This is a genomic window from Mesorhizobium sp. WSM3626, from assembly GCF_000513935.1.
Lineage (GTDB): Bacteria > Pseudomonadota > Alphaproteobacteria > Rhizobiales > Rhizobiaceae > Mesorhizobium > Mesorhizobium salmacidum.
The window spans coordinates 133094-149360 of sequence record NZ_AZUY01000009.1 but is presented as its reverse complement, the minus strand read 5'-3'; the positions used below and the strand labels follow the sequence as shown (position 1 = coordinate 149360).

Annotated in this window: 12 protein-coding genes and 1 pseudogene; 8 read left to right on the top strand and 5 right to left on the bottom strand. The window is 63.5% G+C overall.

Going from position 1 to position 16267, the window contains the following annotated elements; all coding sequences use genetic code 11:
- Positions 1-53: 53 nt before the first annotated feature.
- Positions 54-1277, bottom strand: a complete 1224-nt coding sequence (locus M653_RS0109975; protein ID WP_027143223.1) for a TadE/TadG family type IV pilus assembly protein — start codon at positions 1275-1277, stop codon at positions 54-56.
- Between the two features lie 230 nt (positions 1278-1507).
- On the opposite strand from M653_RS0109975, the pseudogene M653_RS1000000134345 reads away from it, so the two are divergent.
- Positions 1508-2330 (top strand): annotated as a pseudogene (locus tag M653_RS1000000134345) (DUF2189 domain-containing protein).
- A gap of 4 nt (positions 2331-2334) precedes the next feature.
- Here M653_RS1000000134345 and M653_RS0109965 read toward each other — a convergent pair.
- Both M653_RS0109965 and M653_RS0109960 read right to left on the bottom strand, forming a co-directional pair.
- On the bottom strand, positions 2335-2967 hold the full coding sequence (locus M653_RS0109965; protein WP_027143222.1) for a LysE family translocator: 633 nt from the start codon (positions 2965-2967) through the stop codon (positions 2335-2337).
- 124 nt (positions 2968-3091) lie between these two features.
- Positions 3092-5086 carry a TadE/TadG family type IV pilus assembly protein gene (locus M653_RS0109960; RefSeq protein ID WP_027143221.1) on the bottom strand — a complete coding sequence of 665 codons (1995 nt, stop codon included), beginning with the start codon at positions 5084-5086 and terminating at the stop codon, positions 3092-3094.
- Between the two features lie 258 nt (positions 5087-5344).
- Between M653_RS0109960 and M653_RS0109955 the strand changes: the two genes are divergently transcribed.
- Positions 5345-6205: a TIGR01459 family HAD-type hydrolase gene (locus M653_RS0109955; RefSeq protein WP_027143220.1), complete on the top strand. Its 861-nt coding sequence runs from the start codon at positions 5345-5347 to the stop codon at positions 6203-6205.
- Between the two features lie 6 nt (positions 6206-6211).
- On the top strand, positions 6212-7192 hold the full coding sequence (locus M653_RS0109950; RefSeq protein WP_027143219.1) for a bifunctional riboflavin kinase/FAD synthetase: 981 nt from the start codon (positions 6212-6214) through the stop codon (positions 7190-7192).
- Positions 7193-7222: 30 nt separating this feature from the next.
- On the opposite strand, the gene M653_RS0109945 is transcribed toward M653_RS0109950, so the two are convergent.
- Positions 7223-7777, bottom strand: a complete 555-nt coding sequence (locus M653_RS0109945) for an HdeD family acid-resistance protein (RefSeq protein WP_032935158.1) — start codon at positions 7775-7777, stop codon at positions 7223-7225.
- A 189-nt stretch (positions 7778-7966) separates the two neighbouring features.
- Here M653_RS0109945 and M653_RS0109940 point away from each other — a divergent pair, with 189 nt between their 5' ends.
- From M653_RS0109940 to M653_RS0109930, 3 genes are all read left to right on the top strand, one after another.
- Positions 7967-8779: a MipA/OmpV family protein gene (locus tag M653_RS0109940; RefSeq protein WP_027143217.1), complete on the top strand. Its 813-nt coding sequence runs from the start codon at positions 7967-7969 to the stop codon at positions 8777-8779.
- Between the two features lie 281 nt (positions 8780-9060).
- Positions 9061-12045, top strand: a complete 2985-nt coding sequence (gene ileS, locus M653_RS0109935; RefSeq protein WP_027143216.1) for an isoleucine--tRNA ligase — start codon at positions 9061-9063, stop codon at positions 12043-12045.
- A 303-nt stretch (positions 12046-12348) separates the two neighbouring features.
- On the top strand, positions 12349-13026 hold the full coding sequence (locus M653_RS0109930; RefSeq protein ID WP_027143215.1) for a hypothetical protein: 678 nt from the start codon (positions 12349-12351) through the stop codon (positions 13024-13026).
- 36 nt (positions 13027-13062) lie between these two features.
- Here M653_RS0109930 and M653_RS0109925 read toward each other — a convergent pair whose 3' ends face one another.
- Complete coding sequence (locus M653_RS0109925; RefSeq protein ID WP_027143214.1) at positions 13063-13512, bottom strand: nucleoside deaminase; 450 nt, start codon at positions 13510-13512, stop codon at positions 13063-13065.
- Between the two features lie 180 nt (positions 13513-13692).
- Here M653_RS0109925 and M653_RS0109920 point away from each other — a divergent pair, with 180 nt between their 5' ends.
- Both M653_RS0109920 and rsmD read left to right on the top strand, forming a co-directional pair.
- Complete coding sequence (locus tag M653_RS0109920; RefSeq protein ID WP_027143213.1) at positions 13693-15642, top strand: pseudouridine synthase; 1950 nt, start codon at positions 13693-13695, stop codon at positions 15640-15642.
- Complete coding sequence (gene rsmD / locus M653_RS0109915; protein WP_027143212.1) at positions 15639-16193, top strand: 16S rRNA (guanine(966)-N(2))-methyltransferase RsmD; 555 nt, start codon at positions 15639-15641, stop codon at positions 16191-16193. Before M653_RS0109920 ends, rsmD begins: the two co-directional genes overlap by 4 nt.
- Positions 16194-16267: the final 74 nt, after the last annotated feature.

Sequence of the window (16267 nt, the reverse complement as noted above, 5' to 3'; positions counted from 1 at the left end):
TGGCTTTTGCCGGGCAGGGCGGTGAAATTTCGAATTGAAGCGGCAGTTAGCGGCTATCTCACAAGCGTGATGCGGCGGCTGGCGTACATCTCGCGATTTCCGAATACGGCCGTGCAGTCGGTCTTGATGGATGAGTTGCCTGTCATCTGCACGGTCAAGCCAACAAGCCTCAGGCAATCGCCCTGGCCGCTCATATCCGAGTTGCCGGCGAACGAAACAGCCGCGTCAGGCGCATAGACGAATCCGCTGATCACGGAATTTGCACCGCCATTCAGGGTCAATGCTGAAATGTTCCCTCGGCTCTGGAAGATGGTGATGCCGGCGTAAGGCCCGCTGGTTGGCGGAGAAAGGTTCACCGTTTCATTGGCATTTATGATGATCTGTGCTCCTTCCACGAGGAATATGGTCACGCCCTGGCCGCTCAGGCTGCCGTTCCCGCCAGGCTTCAGGGTGACGCCGCGCAAGATGTAGACGCCCGGGCTGAGCGTGATGTTTCCCGACAATGTCTTGTCGCAATAGGTGCCGGGCGACAGCGTGTAGGTTTTGCCGTTCGGGACCGGCATGCAAAACGTATAAGGGGGAGGCACGATATCGGCCAGGGGATCGAAGGACGCATATTGATGTTCGAGCGGCGAGCCGCAGGTGAGATTGGCACTGGGCGGTGAAAGCCCGGAAGTGCCGCCGACGGTCGAGACGCAGCCCGCCGAAACCTGCGCGGAACCGCCTCTGCTGACGGCATCGGACGCGTCCGAGTTTGCCGCGATCACGCAGTTGCTCATGGCGACATCGGTCGAGCCTTGCAGGCTTACCGCGGACGACGCATGCGGATCGAGCGCCAGGACGCAGGCCTGCGCGCCCGGGTGCATCTTCACCGTCGCCGACCGGTGAGCCGGCCAGGGGGCAGCGCCATTGATGAAGCTCGGACGGTTGATGCCTGACGAAAGCGAGATGTAATAGGCGCTCGGGTCGCCGCTGGCGGTGGCCGAAAAGGCGGTGATGCTGTCTGAATATTCCTGCTGGTCGGCGACGTTCATATTGGCCGCAAAGAATGTCAGCCCAAGCCCTTGGACATCGCTCGCGCTCATGCTGGGCAGGTACTTTGTGCCGACGGCAAGCCCAGCCGCGTCCAGCGAGTTCTGCAATTGCGCCGCGTCGTCGCTCGTGCCCGTCAGATCAAGGGTGCCGGCGACGACAGCCATTATCGGCAGCATCGCTATGGCAGTCGCCATGGCAAAATTTCCGCGCTCCGAAGACCAGAAGCCCTTCAATGTGAACATCGCCCCTCGCCAAGGTTTGTAAAGCTCAGGTGATACGCCCAGGGGTCTCTACGAGTAATTTAAGCAATTACTAAAATGCATAGATTCTAAAATGAAGTCAGCGGTTCTCCAAACGAAGGACGCGGCGACAATTCCAGGAAGATCGGATATGATGCCAGCGTTGTTGAAGTGGCAGCTACGGGCGGCCACCCTAGGCGGTGACCGCCCCCCGAGAAAAACGGAGGTAGGTTATGGCCGGCTTTCATGTCATGGCGGACGCGCGGAATGCATGTGCAACCCGCGGTCCGCCGCATTTCCACGACAGACCTCTGGGACGCGCTCAGGCTTGGCGCCGAGGACTTCTGGGCCAAGCCCTCGCATTACGTGTTCCTGTGCCTGATCTATCCGATCGTCGGCCTGGTCCTGACGCAGTGGACGTCCGGCTCCAACGCCATCCAGCTCGTCTACCCCTTGATGTCGGGCTTTGCCCTGGTCGGCCCGTTCGCCGCACTCGGACTCTATGAGATCAGCCGCCGGCGCGAGCTCGGCATGAACACCAACTGGCGGCACGCACTCGATGTCCGCCGCTCATCGGCGCTACCCTCGATAGCGGTCATCGGCATCATGCTGGTCGCGCTGTTCCTGTTGTGGCTGTTCACGGCGCAGTCGATTTACACCAGCCTTTTTGGCGGCGAGCCGCCGGCTTCGGTCGGGGCCTTCCTGCGCGATGTGCTGACGACCAGCAAGGGCTGGACGCTGATCCTTCTCGGCAATGCGGCCGGCCTGGTCTTCGCGGTGGTTGTGCTGGCGACCACGGTCGTTGCCTTCCCGCTTTTGCTTGATCGCGATGTCGGCGCCGTTTCGGCAATAGAGACCTCGGCGCGCGCGGTCATGACAAATCCGCTGCAGATGGCGCTCTGGGGTCTGATCGTCGCGGTGCTGCTGGTGATCGGCTCTATCCCGCTGTTTGCCGGACTGGCCGTCGTCATGCCGATCCTCGGTCACGCGACCTGGCACCTCTACCGAAAGGTGGTCGAACCGGCCCATATCCGGCCCCCGCGCCGTCCGATGTGAGCACTCAGCGCTGCGCGTCGGTCGCCATCTTCAGCGCGAGTGCCGTCAGCACGGTTCCCATCATCCAGCGCTGGATCACCAGCCACAGCGGGCGTCCGGCGAGGAAGGTGGCGATCGAGCCGGCCGTCAGCGCGATGATGGCATTGACGCTGAGGCTGATCGATATCTGCGTCGCGCCCAGCACCAGAAGCTGTGACAGGACATGGCCCTTGCCGGGGCTGATGAATTGCGGCAGCAGCGACAGATAGAGAACGGCCACCTTGGGATTGAGCAGATTGGTCATCAATCCCATGGCGAACAGCTTGCGCGGCCGATCCTTCGGCAGGTCGCGCACCTGGAACGGCGAGCGTCCGCCCGGTTTCACCGCCTGCCAGGCCAACCACAGGAGATAGAGCACGCCGGCAAAGCGCAACACGTCATAGGCGAATGGCACGGCGAGCAGCAGCGCCGTGATGCCGAACGCGGCCGACAGCACGTAGAACAGGAAGCCGATCGCAACGCCGCCAAGCGAGATCAGTCCGGCCTTCGGCCCTTGCGACAGCGAGCGGGAGATCAGGTAGATCATGTTCGGGCCTGGCGTCAGCACCATGCCGAGGCAGACCAGCGCGAAGGCGAGGTGGTTGGCGGTATCGGGCATTGTTCGTTCCCCAGCATGCCGCGATGGATTCGCGATCTCGCGAGCGGCCAATCTGTGCCTATCCCGACAGGTGGCTGCAAGAGCTTGATGGCGCCAGGCGTTGCGCCAGAGGGATGATACCGGGTTAGCCGACCACGCGCAGGTTCGACAGCTCGTTGCCTATTTCCTTGAAATCGTTTGCCAGGCTGGCGCCGGTCGCATTCCAGAACAGTTTCGCCGGTTTGCTCGGATCCGTGGCATCCTTGCGAAAGCGCGACTCCGACGAGCAGGATTTCAGCGCATCGATGGCCAGCTTGTCGCTGGCCTTGGTCGTCGACAGGTCGAGCGCCACCGTCATCACCATGATGTTGGCTGCCTTGGCGTTGTTGCAGAGCGTGGCCATCTGCTCGTTGAGCGCGTTGGTGTAGTTGCCGTTCGAATAATCTAGCTGACCGATGGCGCTCGATGTGCCCATGAACAGGCGGCCGATCGAGGTGCCGTTGTATCCGGGGTTGAGATAGCCGTAGGACGCATAGGTCGATTTCGAATTGGCGGGATCCGAGTAGCCCAGCGACGAAGGCGTATAATAGGTGTTGGCGCCGTCGGTCAGCACGATCACCACCTTGTCGTTGCCTCTTTCCGTTTCCGGGCGCCCTTGCGTGAACGGCTCTCCGCTCGAAACCACCCGCCAGCCCCAGGCCATGCCCTCGGGAACATTGGTGCCGCCATTCGGCTGCATCAGGTCGATCGCCGCCTTGATCGAGGTGACCCCCTCGGCGACGCTGACATCGGTCAGCGGCGTGATCGGGTTGGTGGTGCAGCTGTAATTCGGCCCGTTGCCGGCGGGCAGCGCCGGCGCATCGATCGGCCGCGGCTGGAAATACTTGGCCATGTTGCGCAGCTGCGATTGGCCGGTGCTGCTCGCCGGGTCGTCGTTCCACCAGCTGTTGACGGCACCATAAGTTACCGGCGCGGCCTCGTCGGGGTCTTGAGTGAGCTTCCAGTGATTGCCCGGTTCGTCGGGCGCGAACATGGGCACGAACATCGTTGCCGGATCGCCGACACCGATGCCGGTGTTGGCCGAGCCACCTGACGGCGTGGCGTCGTTTATATTGTAAGGGTAGGGCCGGGCCTCGACGCAGCCCTGCCAACTGGCGAACGGACCGTAGGAATCGATATAGTCATATTCGTCATGGCTGCTTTTGCAGGTGTTGTTCGAATTGTATTGGTCGCACACGACCCGTTTGCTGTTGACGACACGCTCGTGGTTGGTGACGACCTTCATGTCGCGGTAGAGCGAGAACCGGGTCAGCATCTGGCCGTCCTCGGTTCCCCAGCCCGTGCCGCGCTTGTACCAGATGCCGTTGGTCCGCTGGGCGTATTTGTTGGCGGCGTTCAGCGTCGACCAGTCGAAATTCTCATTCGACACCGGCGAAAGCCCCTCGGTGTCCATCCACGAAGCATTGCCATTCCCGGGGCCGACATTGACCGAGGCGGCAAAAGGCACGAGGCCGAATTGCACCGGCTTGTCGACCTGCCTGATCATGACCGCCTGCTGAGCCAGGGTGTCGACCAGCTGCTTGGAAGCAGTCTTGAGAAGATCGATGCGCTTTTGCCCCGAGCCCGTGCCGAGCGTGGTCATCGATCCGGAATTGTCGAGCACCAGGGCAACTTCCAGCGTGTTCTTCAACCGCACCTGCGAGGTGACGTTGAAGCTGAGCCTCTGGTTCGCATCGGTCGCCGATTTGCCAACGAGTTGGGCGAAGGCGGGGTAGAAATAGGGTTTGTAGTTGAGCTGGGCGGTCATCGTCAGCAGGCCGCCGCCGCCGCTGCTGCTGCTGTTGCTCGGCAAGGTGACGTTGAGCGTCGTGCTCGCGGGATCGATATCGTTCAAATTGGCATTGAAGAAGTCGAGCGCATAGGCTCTCAACTGGTCGTCGGTCGCGCCTTCCGTCAGCCGGCGGGCGGTGGCGAAGTTGGCGGCGTCGAGCGCGTTCATCAGCATCTGCTTTTCACGGTTCATTTCCGTGTAATCGACCGCGATTGCCAGGCCGCCCATCAGCGGCACCATCGCCACAGCCGTCATAAGAGCATAATTGCCACGCCTGTCGCGGCGGAACTGACGCCAGATTTCAAACATGCTTGGAGCGGCCCCCGCCGACGGATTCTCGGTCGGCGCCAGCTTTCCACAAAACGCTGAAGGACGGGTTTGGGAAACCGCTCTATTGCTTCGTCGGCGCTTCACCAACCGCTAACCAATCAAAGCCGCCGGTTGCACGGCAATTCGTGCCGATGCGGGCGAAAGCTGGTGACAGCATGGGCCGGTTCGGATAATTCGAACCGGCTGCGGCGAACCGTCGGCCGCCGCACCCGCAACGATCATACTGAAGGAAACGGCATGGCGGATTCGCCTGAAATCGTCGGCTCGCTGGAAGACGTCTCGAAAGCCTATTCGGCAATTCTCTGCGACGTCTGGGGCGTGGTGCACAATGGCGAATGGCATTTTCCGGCGGCCGCGGCCGCGTTGGCGGCGGCAAGGGCGGCCGGCACTCCTGTCGTTCTGATCACCAATTCGCCGCGCCGCAGCGCCGACGTCGTGGCGCAGATGAGCGTGATCGGCGTTCCGCCGTCGGCCTATGATCGTGTGGTGACCTCGGGCGACGTGACCCGTGATCTGATCGCGGAGGGCCCTCGCAAAGTCTTCCACATCGGCGCCGACCGCGATTTGACCCTTTATGATGGTCTCGATGTCGAACTCGTCGAGGAATTCGAGGCCGCCGGCGTCGTGTGCACCGGGTTGTTCGACGACGAGATCGAAAAACCCGAGGACTATACGGAACTGCTGCGCCGGTTGCGGGCCAGGAACCTGCCGTTCATCTGCGCCAATCCCGATATCATGGTTGAACGCGGCGAACGGATCATCTGGTGCGCCGGTGCGCTCGCGCGTGACTACGCGCAGCTGGGCGGTCGCACGCTGATCGCCGGAAAACCCTATGCGCCAATCTACGAGGTCGCGATGAAGGAGGTGGCCGAGATCCTCGGCCGGCCGGTCGGGCGTCCGCAAATACTGGCTATCGGCGACGGGATGTTTACCGACGTCAAGGGCGCGGCCGACAATGGTTTCGACGTCCTCTATGTCTCCGGCGGCATTCATGCCCGCGACTATGGCGATCCCTCCCGGCCGGATCCGGCCAGGCTCGGGCTCTTCCTGGAGCGGCACGGCTATCATCCGGTGGCCGTCATCGCAAGACTGCAGTAGGTGACAATGGTCGCGTTCCAGCATCTTACGACAACCGGGCCGCTGCCCGCCGATCTGCGAGGCGGCGTCGTGGCGATCGGCAATTTCGATGGCGTCCATCGCGGCCATCAGGCCGTGCTCGAACGGGCATTGGCGGAGGCCACGCGGCGCGGCGTGCCGGCCCTGGTGCTGACCTTCGAACCGCATCCCCGAACGGTTTTCAGGCCTGATTTGCCGCTTTTCGTGCTGACGCCGCCGCCGATGAAGGCGCGGCTCCTGTCGCTTCTGGGCTTTGCCGCGCTCGTCGAGCAGCCTTTCACGCGCGACTTCGCCTCGCTGTCGGCGGAAGCCTTCGTCACCGACGTGCTGGAGAGGACGCTGGGCATCAGCCACGCCGTGACCGGTTTCGATTTCCATTTCGGCAAGGACCGCCAGGGCGGGCCGGCCTACCTGATGGCTGCCGGCGAGCGCCAGGGCTTCGGTGTCACCCTCGTCGACGCCTTTCGCGACGAAGGCGCCGAGGTGGTTTCGTCGAGCCGCATCCGCGCCTTGCTTTGCGAGGGCGAGGTGGCCGGGGCAGCCGGTCTGCTCGGCTATCGCTTCACGGTGGAAAGCGAGGTCGTCGGCGGCCAACAGCTCGGGCGAACGCTCGGCTTTCCCACAGCCAACATGAGGCTTCCGGCGGAAGCCACGCTCAAGGAAGGTATCTACGCCGTTCGCTTCCGGCGCGAGGACGGCACGCTGCACGACGGCGTCGCCAGTTTTGGCCGCCGCCCGACCGTCGACGACAATGGCGCGCCGCTCCTGGAAACCTTCGTCTTCGATTTTTCCGGCGATCTCTATGGCGAGACCTGCGGAGTGTCGTTCTTCGGCTTCCTGCGCAGCGAGATCAAGTTCGACGGGCTCGATGCACTGGTGGTGCAGATGAAGCGCGATGAAGCCGAGGCACGCGCGCTGCTTGGCGGCGTCAAGCCGCTGTCCGGTCTGGACGCCGCTGTGGCGTTCTGAAGCGTGATCCCGAAAAGGGGAACGAGTTTCCTATTTCTTTAGCGCAAGACCGACGGCGATGAAGGTCCAGCCCTGGAAGATCAGGTCGATCGCCAGGAACAGTCCGAGCACCCACAGGCTGTTGACCGGCCACCCCATGGCGATGATCAGGCCGGCAAGCACGCTGATGACGCCAGCCGCGACAATCCAGCCCCAGCCCCGCTCCGGACGGTGGCTATAGCCGACCCAGGCCCGCAGGGCGCCCGAAGCGACGAGCGCGACGGCCAGCAGGAAGGTCAGCACCGCCGAGGCCAGCAGCGGATTGTCGAAAGCGAAGAATCCGGCGACCGCATAGAGCAGTCCGCTGAGCAGCCAGTAGAAGAAGCGGCCCCAGGTCTTGACCCCGAAAGCGTGCATGATCTCGATGATGCCGGCCACCAGCATCAGCCATCCCACGACATAGACGGAAGCCACCGTGGCGATGAACAGATTGCCGAAGACAATGCCGCCGAGGACCAGCAGCACCACGCCCAGCCCGACAAACCACCCCCATTTGTCGCGCGTCTGGCCGATCGCGTTCTTCAATGTATCGCCGTCCAAGGTCATGTCGCCACCTCCATTGAAGACCGCCAGAATGCAAGGGAGGTTACCCTCGGCGCCGACCCGCGTCCAGCCGATGGCGGGCGCGATGGTGCAACCGACACGCGCTGGATGTCTCGCCCTTAAATCAAATTTTACCAAAGCCTCGTCAAAGCTGTCGCGGCAGGACAGCTTTGACGTGTTAGTGGAGTGACCATGAGTCAGGTCGGGAAGATTTCTATAGCCTTGGCTACCGTCGTGCTGGTGACGTCAGGCGCGGCCGAAGCCGGTGATGGCGCTTTCGGCTGGCTGTCCGGCGACTGGTATCTGACGGTCGGCGCGACCGGCCTGGTGGCGCCCAATTTCGAGGGCGGCAAGAAGTACATGCTGAGCGCCCAGCCCATCATTTCGCTGGGCAAGGCCGGCCCTGCTGCTCGCTTCACCTCGCGCAACGACAACATTTCGCTGGCGCTTGTCGACGATGGCAGCGTCCGTGCAGGCCTGACCGGCAAGTTCCTGTTCTCGCGCGACGACGGCGATGCCGACGAGCTTAGGGGCTTGGACCCGGTCCGCTGGGGCGGCGAGGTCGGCGGCTTTTTCGAATTCTATCCGACGGACTGGATGCGCGCGCGTGCCGAATTGCGGCATGGCATTCGTGCCCATAACGGCTTTGTCGCCGACATCGCCGCCGATGCTTTCTACGACGTAACGCCAACCGTCAGGATTTCGGGCGGCCCGCGCGTGTCTTTTGCCTCGGCGAACTATTTCGATGCCTATTATGGCGTCAACGCACAGGAAGCCGTGGCCTCGGGACTGAGCCAGTACAATCCCGGCGGCGGCTTGAAATCCGTCGGCCTCGGCGGCGCCGTGACCTGGAAGGTGACCGATCCGATGACCGCCAGCCTGTTTGGCGAATATTCGCGCCTCGAGGGTCCGGCGGCCGATTCCAGCCTGGTCAAGGAGCGCGGCGACCGCAACCAGTTCATGGTCGGCGTTTCGACCACCTATCGCTTCGACTTCAAGATGTAAGTGAATCGAAGGAGACGCTTTATTCCTGCGCTCTTCTCCGCTAAAAGCCCAGCAATGACGAGCTTTTCGCGCCTTCACGCGCCGACGATACGAATTACCAGCCCGGTGTTCCCAGCAGCCTGAAGGCTGTAGGAGCCGCCGGGAATATTGCGCGCGGCCTCTCGCGCTTTTCCAGATCATCAAAGGATGTCGCCCAGAAGTGGCCCGGTTTGGGAAAACGGCATGCGTATAAAGTAGAATTCGCCGCAAGCCACGTGGCCCGGCATGCACATGGCAGACCAATGAACGACGAAAACCAATCAACGATCGACTATTCGAAGACCCTTTACCTGCCGCAGACGGAATTTCCGATGCGCGCCGGCTTGCCCGAGAAGGAGCCGGTGCTGGTCAAGCGCTGGCAGGACATGGACCTCTACCGCAAGCTGCGCGAGAGCGCGGCGGGCCGCACGAAATACGTGCTGCATGACGGTCCGCCCTACGCCAACGGCAACATCCACATCGGCCACGCGCTGAACAAGATCCTCAAGGATGTCATCACCCGCTCGTTCCAGATGCGCGGCTTTGACTCGAACTATGTGCCCGGCTGGGATTGTCACGGTCTGCCCATCGAATGGAAGATCGAGGAGCAGTACCGCGCCAAGGGCAAGAACAAGGACGAGGTGCCGGTCAACGAATTCCGCCAGGAATGCCGTGAATTCGCCGCGCACTGGATCTCCGTGCAAGGTGGCGAGTTCCAGCGGCTTGGCGTCGTCGGCGACTTCAAGAACCCTTATACGACGATGGCCTTCCACGCCGAGTCGCGCATCGCAGGCGAATTGCTGAAATTCGCCATGTCCGGCCAGCTCTACCGGGGTTCGAAGCCGGTGATGTGGAGCGTCGTTGAGCGCACGGCGCTCGCCGAGGCCGAGATCGAGTACCAGGATTACGAGTCCGACACGATCTGGGCGAAGTTTCCGGTGGCCAATCTCGTCGTCGCCAGTGTCGTGGACGGGCTGCCGGCGGAGCTCGATCCGGACCTGAGCGGGCGGTCGCTTGACCTGCTGGATGCCCATGTCGTCATCTGGACGACGACGCCATGGACCATCCCTGGCAATCGCGCCGTCAGCTATTCGCCGCGCGTCGCCTATGGCCTCTACGAGGTGACGGCGGCCGAGAACGCATTTGGTCCGCAGCCAGGCGAGAAGCTGATCTTTGCCGATGCGCTGGCCGAGGAAAGCCAGGCCAAAGCGAAGATCATCTTGAAGCGCCTTCACGGCATCAGCGCCGAACAGCTTGGAAATCTTGTGCTTTCGCATCCCTTCAAGGGGCTCGGTGGCGGCTACGAATTCCCGGTTCCGATGATTGCCGGCGACCATGTCACCGACGACGCCGGCACGGGCTTCGTGCACACGGCTCCCGGTCATGGCCGGGAGGACTTTGATGCCTGGATGGATGCCGCGCCCGCGCTGCGTCAACGCGGCATCGATACTGAAATCCCGTTTGCCGTCGACGACGGCGGCTTCTTCACCAAGGACGCGCCGGGCTTCGGCCCGGACCGCGAAGGCGGACCGGCGCGCGTCATCGACGACAACGGCAAGAAGGGCAACGCCAACCAGGCGGTCATCGACGAGCTGATCAAGCGCAACGCGCTGTTCGCGCGCGGCCGGCTGAAGCACAGCTATCCGCATTCATGGCGTTCGAAGAAGCCGGTCATCTTCCGCAACACGCCGCAATGGTTCGTCTACATGGACAAGGACCTCGGCGACGGCACCACGCTGCGCGGCCGCGCGCTGAAGGCGATCGACGAGACGCGCTTTGTCCCGGCCGCAGGCCAGAACCGCATCCGCGCCATGATCGAGGAACGCCCCGACTGGGTGCTGTCGCGCCAGCGTGCCTGGGGCGTGCCGATCGCCGTCTTTGCCGACGAGGATGGCAATGTGCTGAAGGACGAGGCCGTCAACCAGCGCATCATGGACGCCTTCGAGGCGGAGGGCGCCGACGCCTGGTTCGCGCCCGGTGCCAGCGAGCGCTTCCTCGGCAATCACGATGCCTCCAAATGGAAGCAGGTGATGGACATTCTCGACGTCTGGTTCGATTCGGGCTCGACACATGTCTTCACCCTGGAGGACCGGCCCGACCTGAAGTGGCCGGCCGACGTCTATCTCGAAGGCTCCGACCAGCATCGCGGCTGGTTCCACTCCTCGCTGCTCGAAAGCTGCGGCACCAGGGGCAGGGCGCCTTACGACACCGTCGTCACCCATGGCTTCACCATGGACGAGGATGGCCGCAAGATGTCGAAATCGCTCGGCAACACGGTGGTGCCGCAGGATGTGATCAAGCAGTCCGGTGCCGACATCCTGCGGCTCTGGGTGGTGACGACGGACTATTGGGAAGACCAGCGGCTCGGCAAGAACGTACTGCAGACCAACATCGACGCCTATCGCAAGCTGCGCAACACCATCCGCTGGATGCTGGGCACGCTCGCCCATGACGATGGTGAGGTCGTTCCCCTGGAGACGATGCCGGAGCTGGAGCGGCTGATGCTGCACCGGTTGGCGGAGCTCGACGAGGTGGTGCGCCAAGGCTACGACGCCTTCGAGTTCAAGCGCATCACGCGAGCTCTGCTCGACTTCATGGTGGTCGAGCTGTCGGCCTTCTATTTCGATATCCGCAAGGACGCGCTCTACTGCGACGGCCCGTCGAGCGTGAAGCGCAAGGCCTCGGTCCAGGTGGTACGCCATCTCTTCGACTGCCTGGTGAAATGGCTGGCGCCGATGCTGCCCTTCACCATGGAAGAGGCCTGGCTCGACCGTCATCCCGACGCGGTCTCGGTGCATCTCGACCAGTTCCCGCAAATCCCGGCGAATTGGAAGAACGAGGCGCTGGCGGAGAAGTGGCGCAAGGTCAGGCAGGTGCGCCGCGTCGTCACCGGCGCACTCGAGATCGCCCGTGCCCAGAAGGTGATCGGCTCCTCGCTGGAGGCTATACCGGTGGTCACGATCAACGACGCGGCGCTCGAGGCGGCGATATCGGACGTCGACATGGCTGAAATGGCGATCACCAGCGATCTCGTCATTGCCCATGGCCAGGCGCCGCAAACCGCCTTTGCCCTCGACGATGTCAAGGGCATCGCCGTGGTGGTCGAGAAAGCCGAGGACCGAGGGCTGGTCAAATGCGCACGTTCCTGGCGCTACACGGCCGATGTCGGGCAGGATCCGGACTTCCCGGATGTTTCGGCACGTGACGCAGCCGTGCTGCACGAATTGAAGGCACTGGGAAGGCTTTAGTTCCTGTCGCCCAAAAGTGCGTAGCGGTTTTGGGACAAACGACAGGGACCAGATCAAGCCAGTTCCTGTCGCCCGAAAGTGCGTGGCGGTTTAAACGACCGGCATCAGATCAAAGAAGTGCGCAAATAGAACGCCGGGCGGTACAAATCCGCCCGTGCGTTGCCCTTAACGAGTGGTTGAGGTAAACACGCGAAACTCCGGAAGACAAATTGTCGCCGGATTTCCGTCGCAAGTGCTTGCATGATGGGGACCGGATACAAAGCCGGTGCGATCGAGAGGCTGTCTAGAGTGGGACTTTTTGGCATGACCGAGAGATATAACGCGCGCCTTGCGCTGTTGGCGCCGCTTGTCGTTTCGGGCCTCGCTCTATCCGGCTGCATGGGCTCTCCGACCTATGGCACCGACAAGACCGCAGCCGAACAGCTGGCCGGCGATCTTACAGGCGCCGTTTCCTTCGCGCCGAAGCGCAAGGACCCGATCGACTACAAGCCGCGTCCCACCCTGGTGAAGCCGGCACCCGGCCAGAAGGAAGCGCTGCCTGCCCCGCAGGAAAGCATCCAGACGGCAAACGCCGGGTGGCCCGAATCGCCCGAGCAGCGCCGCGCGCGTCTGCGCGCCGACGCCACCGCCCACCAGAACGACCCGGCCTACCAGTCGGAGATCGTCGATGATGTGCAGACGGATCCGGCTTCGGTGAAGAAGGCAATGGAAGAGTCCGGCTCAAGCCATCCGCCGGCATGGAAACCCGCCGATTCCGACAAGGGCCGCGCTGCGGAGATCCAGCGCCGCCTTGCCGACAGCAAGCAGGGCGATCCGAACACGCGCAAATACCTCAGCGAGCCGCCATTGGCCTACCGCACCGCCTCCGGTGCCGCGCCGCAGAACGAACTCGGCGAAGACGAGTACAAGAAGGAGCGCCGCCTCAAGGCAAAGGCCGAGGGCAAGAAGGGCGGCTGGTTCGACTGGTTGCCGTCGCTGTAGGAACAGTCGCGCCGCTGATCTTGCGGCGGCCTTGGCTCAGTCTCGACGTCCCCTGAAAAAATCCTTCAGCAGCAGGCCTGCTTCGGTCTCGGCCATGCCCGGATAGATGTCGGGCGTGTGGTGGCAGGTCGGTGCAGCGAAGAAGCGCACACCGTTGACCACGGCGCCGCCCTTTTCGTCTGCGGCACCGAAATAGAGACGGCGCAGCCTGGCGAATGAGATTGCCCCGGCACACATGGCGCAGGGCTCCAGCGTCACATAGAGATCGTGGCCGGTGAGCCGCTCGCTCGAGAGTTTGCCGCAGGCTTCACGGATAACCAGCATTTCGGCGTGCGCCGTCGGGTCGGCAAGCTCGCGCGTGCGGTTGCCGGCACTGGCAATGACCGTGCCGCCATTGGCAATGACCGCGCCGACCGGCACTTCGCCGCGCAAGGCTGCCGCTTCGGCCTCTTTTAGCGCCAGCGCCATGAAATCCGGCCTCTTCAAGCGGTTTGTCTTCCCATTATATCCTCGCCACCCGGCGGTGATCCTGTTATGGAGCGCATCAACCTGAAAATCGGACTCGATTTTCGGGAATGATCATGCGCCAAATCAAAAATGCTACAGCGTTCGTTGCGCGCCGAACGGATGCGCCACGCTGTAGCAGCGCAAACGGACAAAGGCCACATGGACGACAACGACAAGAAATCTCCGCGCAAAGGCGGCCCGGGCAGGAGTGGCCCGAAATCGGCAGGTGCACGTGGCCGCGGCGCCAGCAAGGGCGGGAAGCCGTCCTTTGGTGCGAAAAAGCCCTATGCCCCACGCGGCGACCGGCCGGCCGCCGCTGAAGGCGAGCGCCCGAAGCGCGACTTCAAGAGCGGCGACAAGCCGTTCCGCAAGGGACCGCGCCCCGAAGGCAAGCCCTACGCCCCGCGTGGCGACCGCCCGATGGCGGCGGAAGGCGAACGCAAGCCTTATGAGAAGCGCGAAGGGCCGCGCAAGCCCTACGCGCCACGTGGCGACCGCCCGATGGCGGCCGAGGGCGAACGCAAGCTTTATGAGAAGCGCGAAGGGCCGCGCAAGCCTTACGCGCCACGTGGCGACCGTCCGTTTTCTGCTTCGGCGGAGGGCGGCGAAAAGCGCTTCGACCGTCCCAAGCGTGATTTCGCAGATCGTCCGAAGCGGGATTTTGCCGACCGTCCAAAGCGAGACTTTGGAGGCGACAGACCCAAACGTGATTTCGGAGACCGGCCACAGGGCGCATCGGGCGGCGGCTTCAAGCCACGTCCGCGAACAACCGAAGCAACGGAAGAAGCCGGCGAGCGCATCGCCAAGCGTCTGGCACGTGCCGGGCTCGCCTCGCGCCGCGACGCCGAGGAGTTGATCGCCGCCGGCCGCGTCAAGGTCAATGGTCGGGTGCTGGCCTCGCCGGCGTTCAACGTCATGCCCAACGACATCATCCATCTCGACGGAATGGAAATCCCGCCGATCGAACGCACGCGCCTGTTCCTGTTCCACAAGCCGGCCGGCGTCGTCACCACCAACCGCGACCCCGAAGGCCGCAAGACCGTCTTCGACGTGCTGCCGGCCGAACTGCCGCGGCTGATGACCATCGGCCGGCTCGATATCAACACCGAAGGCCTGCTGCTGCTGACCAATGATGGCGGCCTGTCGCGCGTACTGGAACTGCCGGCCACCGGCTGGCTGCGCCGCTACCGCGTGCGCGTCCACGGCAAGGTCGAGGAAAGCGCGCTTGCCGGCCTGCGCGAAGGCATTGCCGTCGACGGCGTCTTCTACGGCGCCATCGAAGCCAGCCTTGATCGGGAGCAGGGCTCCAATGCCTGGCTGACGATCGGCCTGCGCGAGGGCAAGAACCGTGAGGTCAAGAACATCCTCGGCGCGCTCGGCCTCGACGTCACGCGGCTGATCCGCATCTCCTACGGCCCGTTCCAGCTCGAGGATCTCGCCGAGGGCCACGTGCTGGAAATCAAGGGCCGGGTGCTGCGCGACCAGCTTGGCGAGCGCCTGGTCGAGGAATCCGGTGCCAATTTCGACGCCGAGATAACAAAACCGTTTTCCAACCAGCCGGTGCGGCGTACCGAAGTCCGTGAGGCCGAGCCCGAACGGCCGAAATTTACGAGAGACGGCGAGCGGCGGCCGATCGGCGAGGGCGGGCTGATCAAGAACCGCAAACGCCGGGAAGGCAGCCGCGACGAGGCGCTCGGCAAACTGTCGACAAGTCCTGATAGGGGCGAGAGGCCAGAAAAGAGCTTCGGCGAACGCGGTCCGCGACCGGAGCGTGGCGGCTTCGGCGACAAGCCGCGCGGCGGTTTCGGTGACAAGCCTCGTGGCGGCGGCAAGAAATCCGAACGCGAGCAGCGGCCGATCGAGCCGCCAGGCCAGCGCAAGGCCAATGTCTGGATGGCACCGGGAGCCCGGCCGATCGGCAAGGGCAGGGCGGAGGCCGATGCGGCCAAGGCGGCCGAGGCCAAGGCGCGCAAGGCCTCGTTCAAGCCGTCTTATGGCAAGCCCGCTGGTAAACCAGGCGACGCAAAGCCATTCGGCAAGCCGCGTGGCGAGCGTCCAGGAGGTGGCGGTGAGCGGCCGCGTGGCCCCAAGGGCCCCCGGACAAGATGAGAATCGTCGGCGGTGAGTTTCGCGGGCGTCCGTTGGCGACGCCCCGCAGCGGCGCCATCCGCCCGACGACCGACCGCACCCGCGAGGCCGTCTTCAACGTTCTGGCGCATCGCTTTACCGGGCAACTGGAGCGCGCGCGCGTGCTCGACCTGTTCGCCGGCACCGGCGCGCTTGGTCTGGAGGCCCTGTCGCGCGGTGCATCCTATGGCGTGTTCATCGAGGAATCGGCGGAGGGCCGTGGCCTGATCCGCGACAACGTCGAGGCCTTCGGCCTGACCGGACGCACCAAGATCTTCCGACGCGATGCAACGGGCCTTGGCGAGGCGGGCACGCTGGCGCCGTTCGGTCTCGTCTTTGCCGATCCGCCCTATGGCAAGGGCCTTGGCGAGCGCGCTCTGCGGTCGGCCATGGCCGGCGGCTGGCTGCGCCCCGGGGCGCTCTGCGTGATCGAGGAGACGGCGTCGGTTCCCTTCGAGCCAGGCCCGGGCTTTTCCGTGCTTGATGAGCGCAACTACGGCGAGACCGTCATCCGCTTCATCGAAGCTGCCTGACAGGCCTCTTTCAGCAGTGGCCTCTTTGCCGCCGCCTTTGCCGTCAACATGACCAACAAATCACTTTGCTTGTC

Coding starts and splice junctions, on each gene's coding strand:
- M653_RS0109920 (WP_027143213.1), top strand. CDS start 13,693: ATGGACGACAACGACAAGAAATCTCCGCGCAAAGGCGGCCCGGGCAGG.
- M653_RS0109945 (WP_032935158.1), bottom strand. CDS start 7,777: ATGACCTTGGACGGCGATACATTGAAGAACGCGATCGGCCAGACGCGC.
- M653_RS0109975 (WP_027143223.1), bottom strand. CDS start 1,277: ATGTTCACATTGAAGGGCTTCTGGTCTTCGGAGCGCGGAAATTTTGCC.
- M653_RS0109940 (WP_027143217.1), top strand. CDS start 7,967: ATGAGTCAGGTCGGGAAGATTTCTATAGCCTTGGCTACCGTCGTGCTG.
- M653_RS0109930 (WP_027143215.1), top strand. CDS start 12,349: ATGACCGAGAGATATAACGCGCGCCTTGCGCTGTTGGCGCCGCTTGTC.
- M653_RS0109955 (WP_027143220.1), top strand. CDS start 5,345: ATGGCGGATTCGCCTGAAATCGTCGGCTCGCTGGAAGACGTCTCGAAA.
- M653_RS0109960 (WP_027143221.1), bottom strand. CDS start 5,086: ATGTTTGAAATCTGGCGTCAGTTCCGCCGCGACAGGCGTGGCAATTAT.
- M653_RS0109950 (WP_027143219.1), top strand. CDS start 6,212: ATGGTCGCGTTCCAGCATCTTACGACAACCGGGCCGCTGCCCGCCGAT.
- rsmD (WP_027143212.1), top strand. CDS start 15,639: ATGAGAATCGTCGGCGGTGAGTTTCGCGGGCGTCCGTTGGCGACGCCC.
- ileS (WP_027143216.1), top strand. CDS start 9,061: ATGAACGACGAAAACCAATCAACGATCGACTATTCGAAGACCCTTTAC.
- M653_RS0109965 (WP_027143222.1), bottom strand. CDS start 2,967: ATGCCCGATACCGCCAACCACCTCGCCTTCGCGCTGGTCTGCCTCGGC.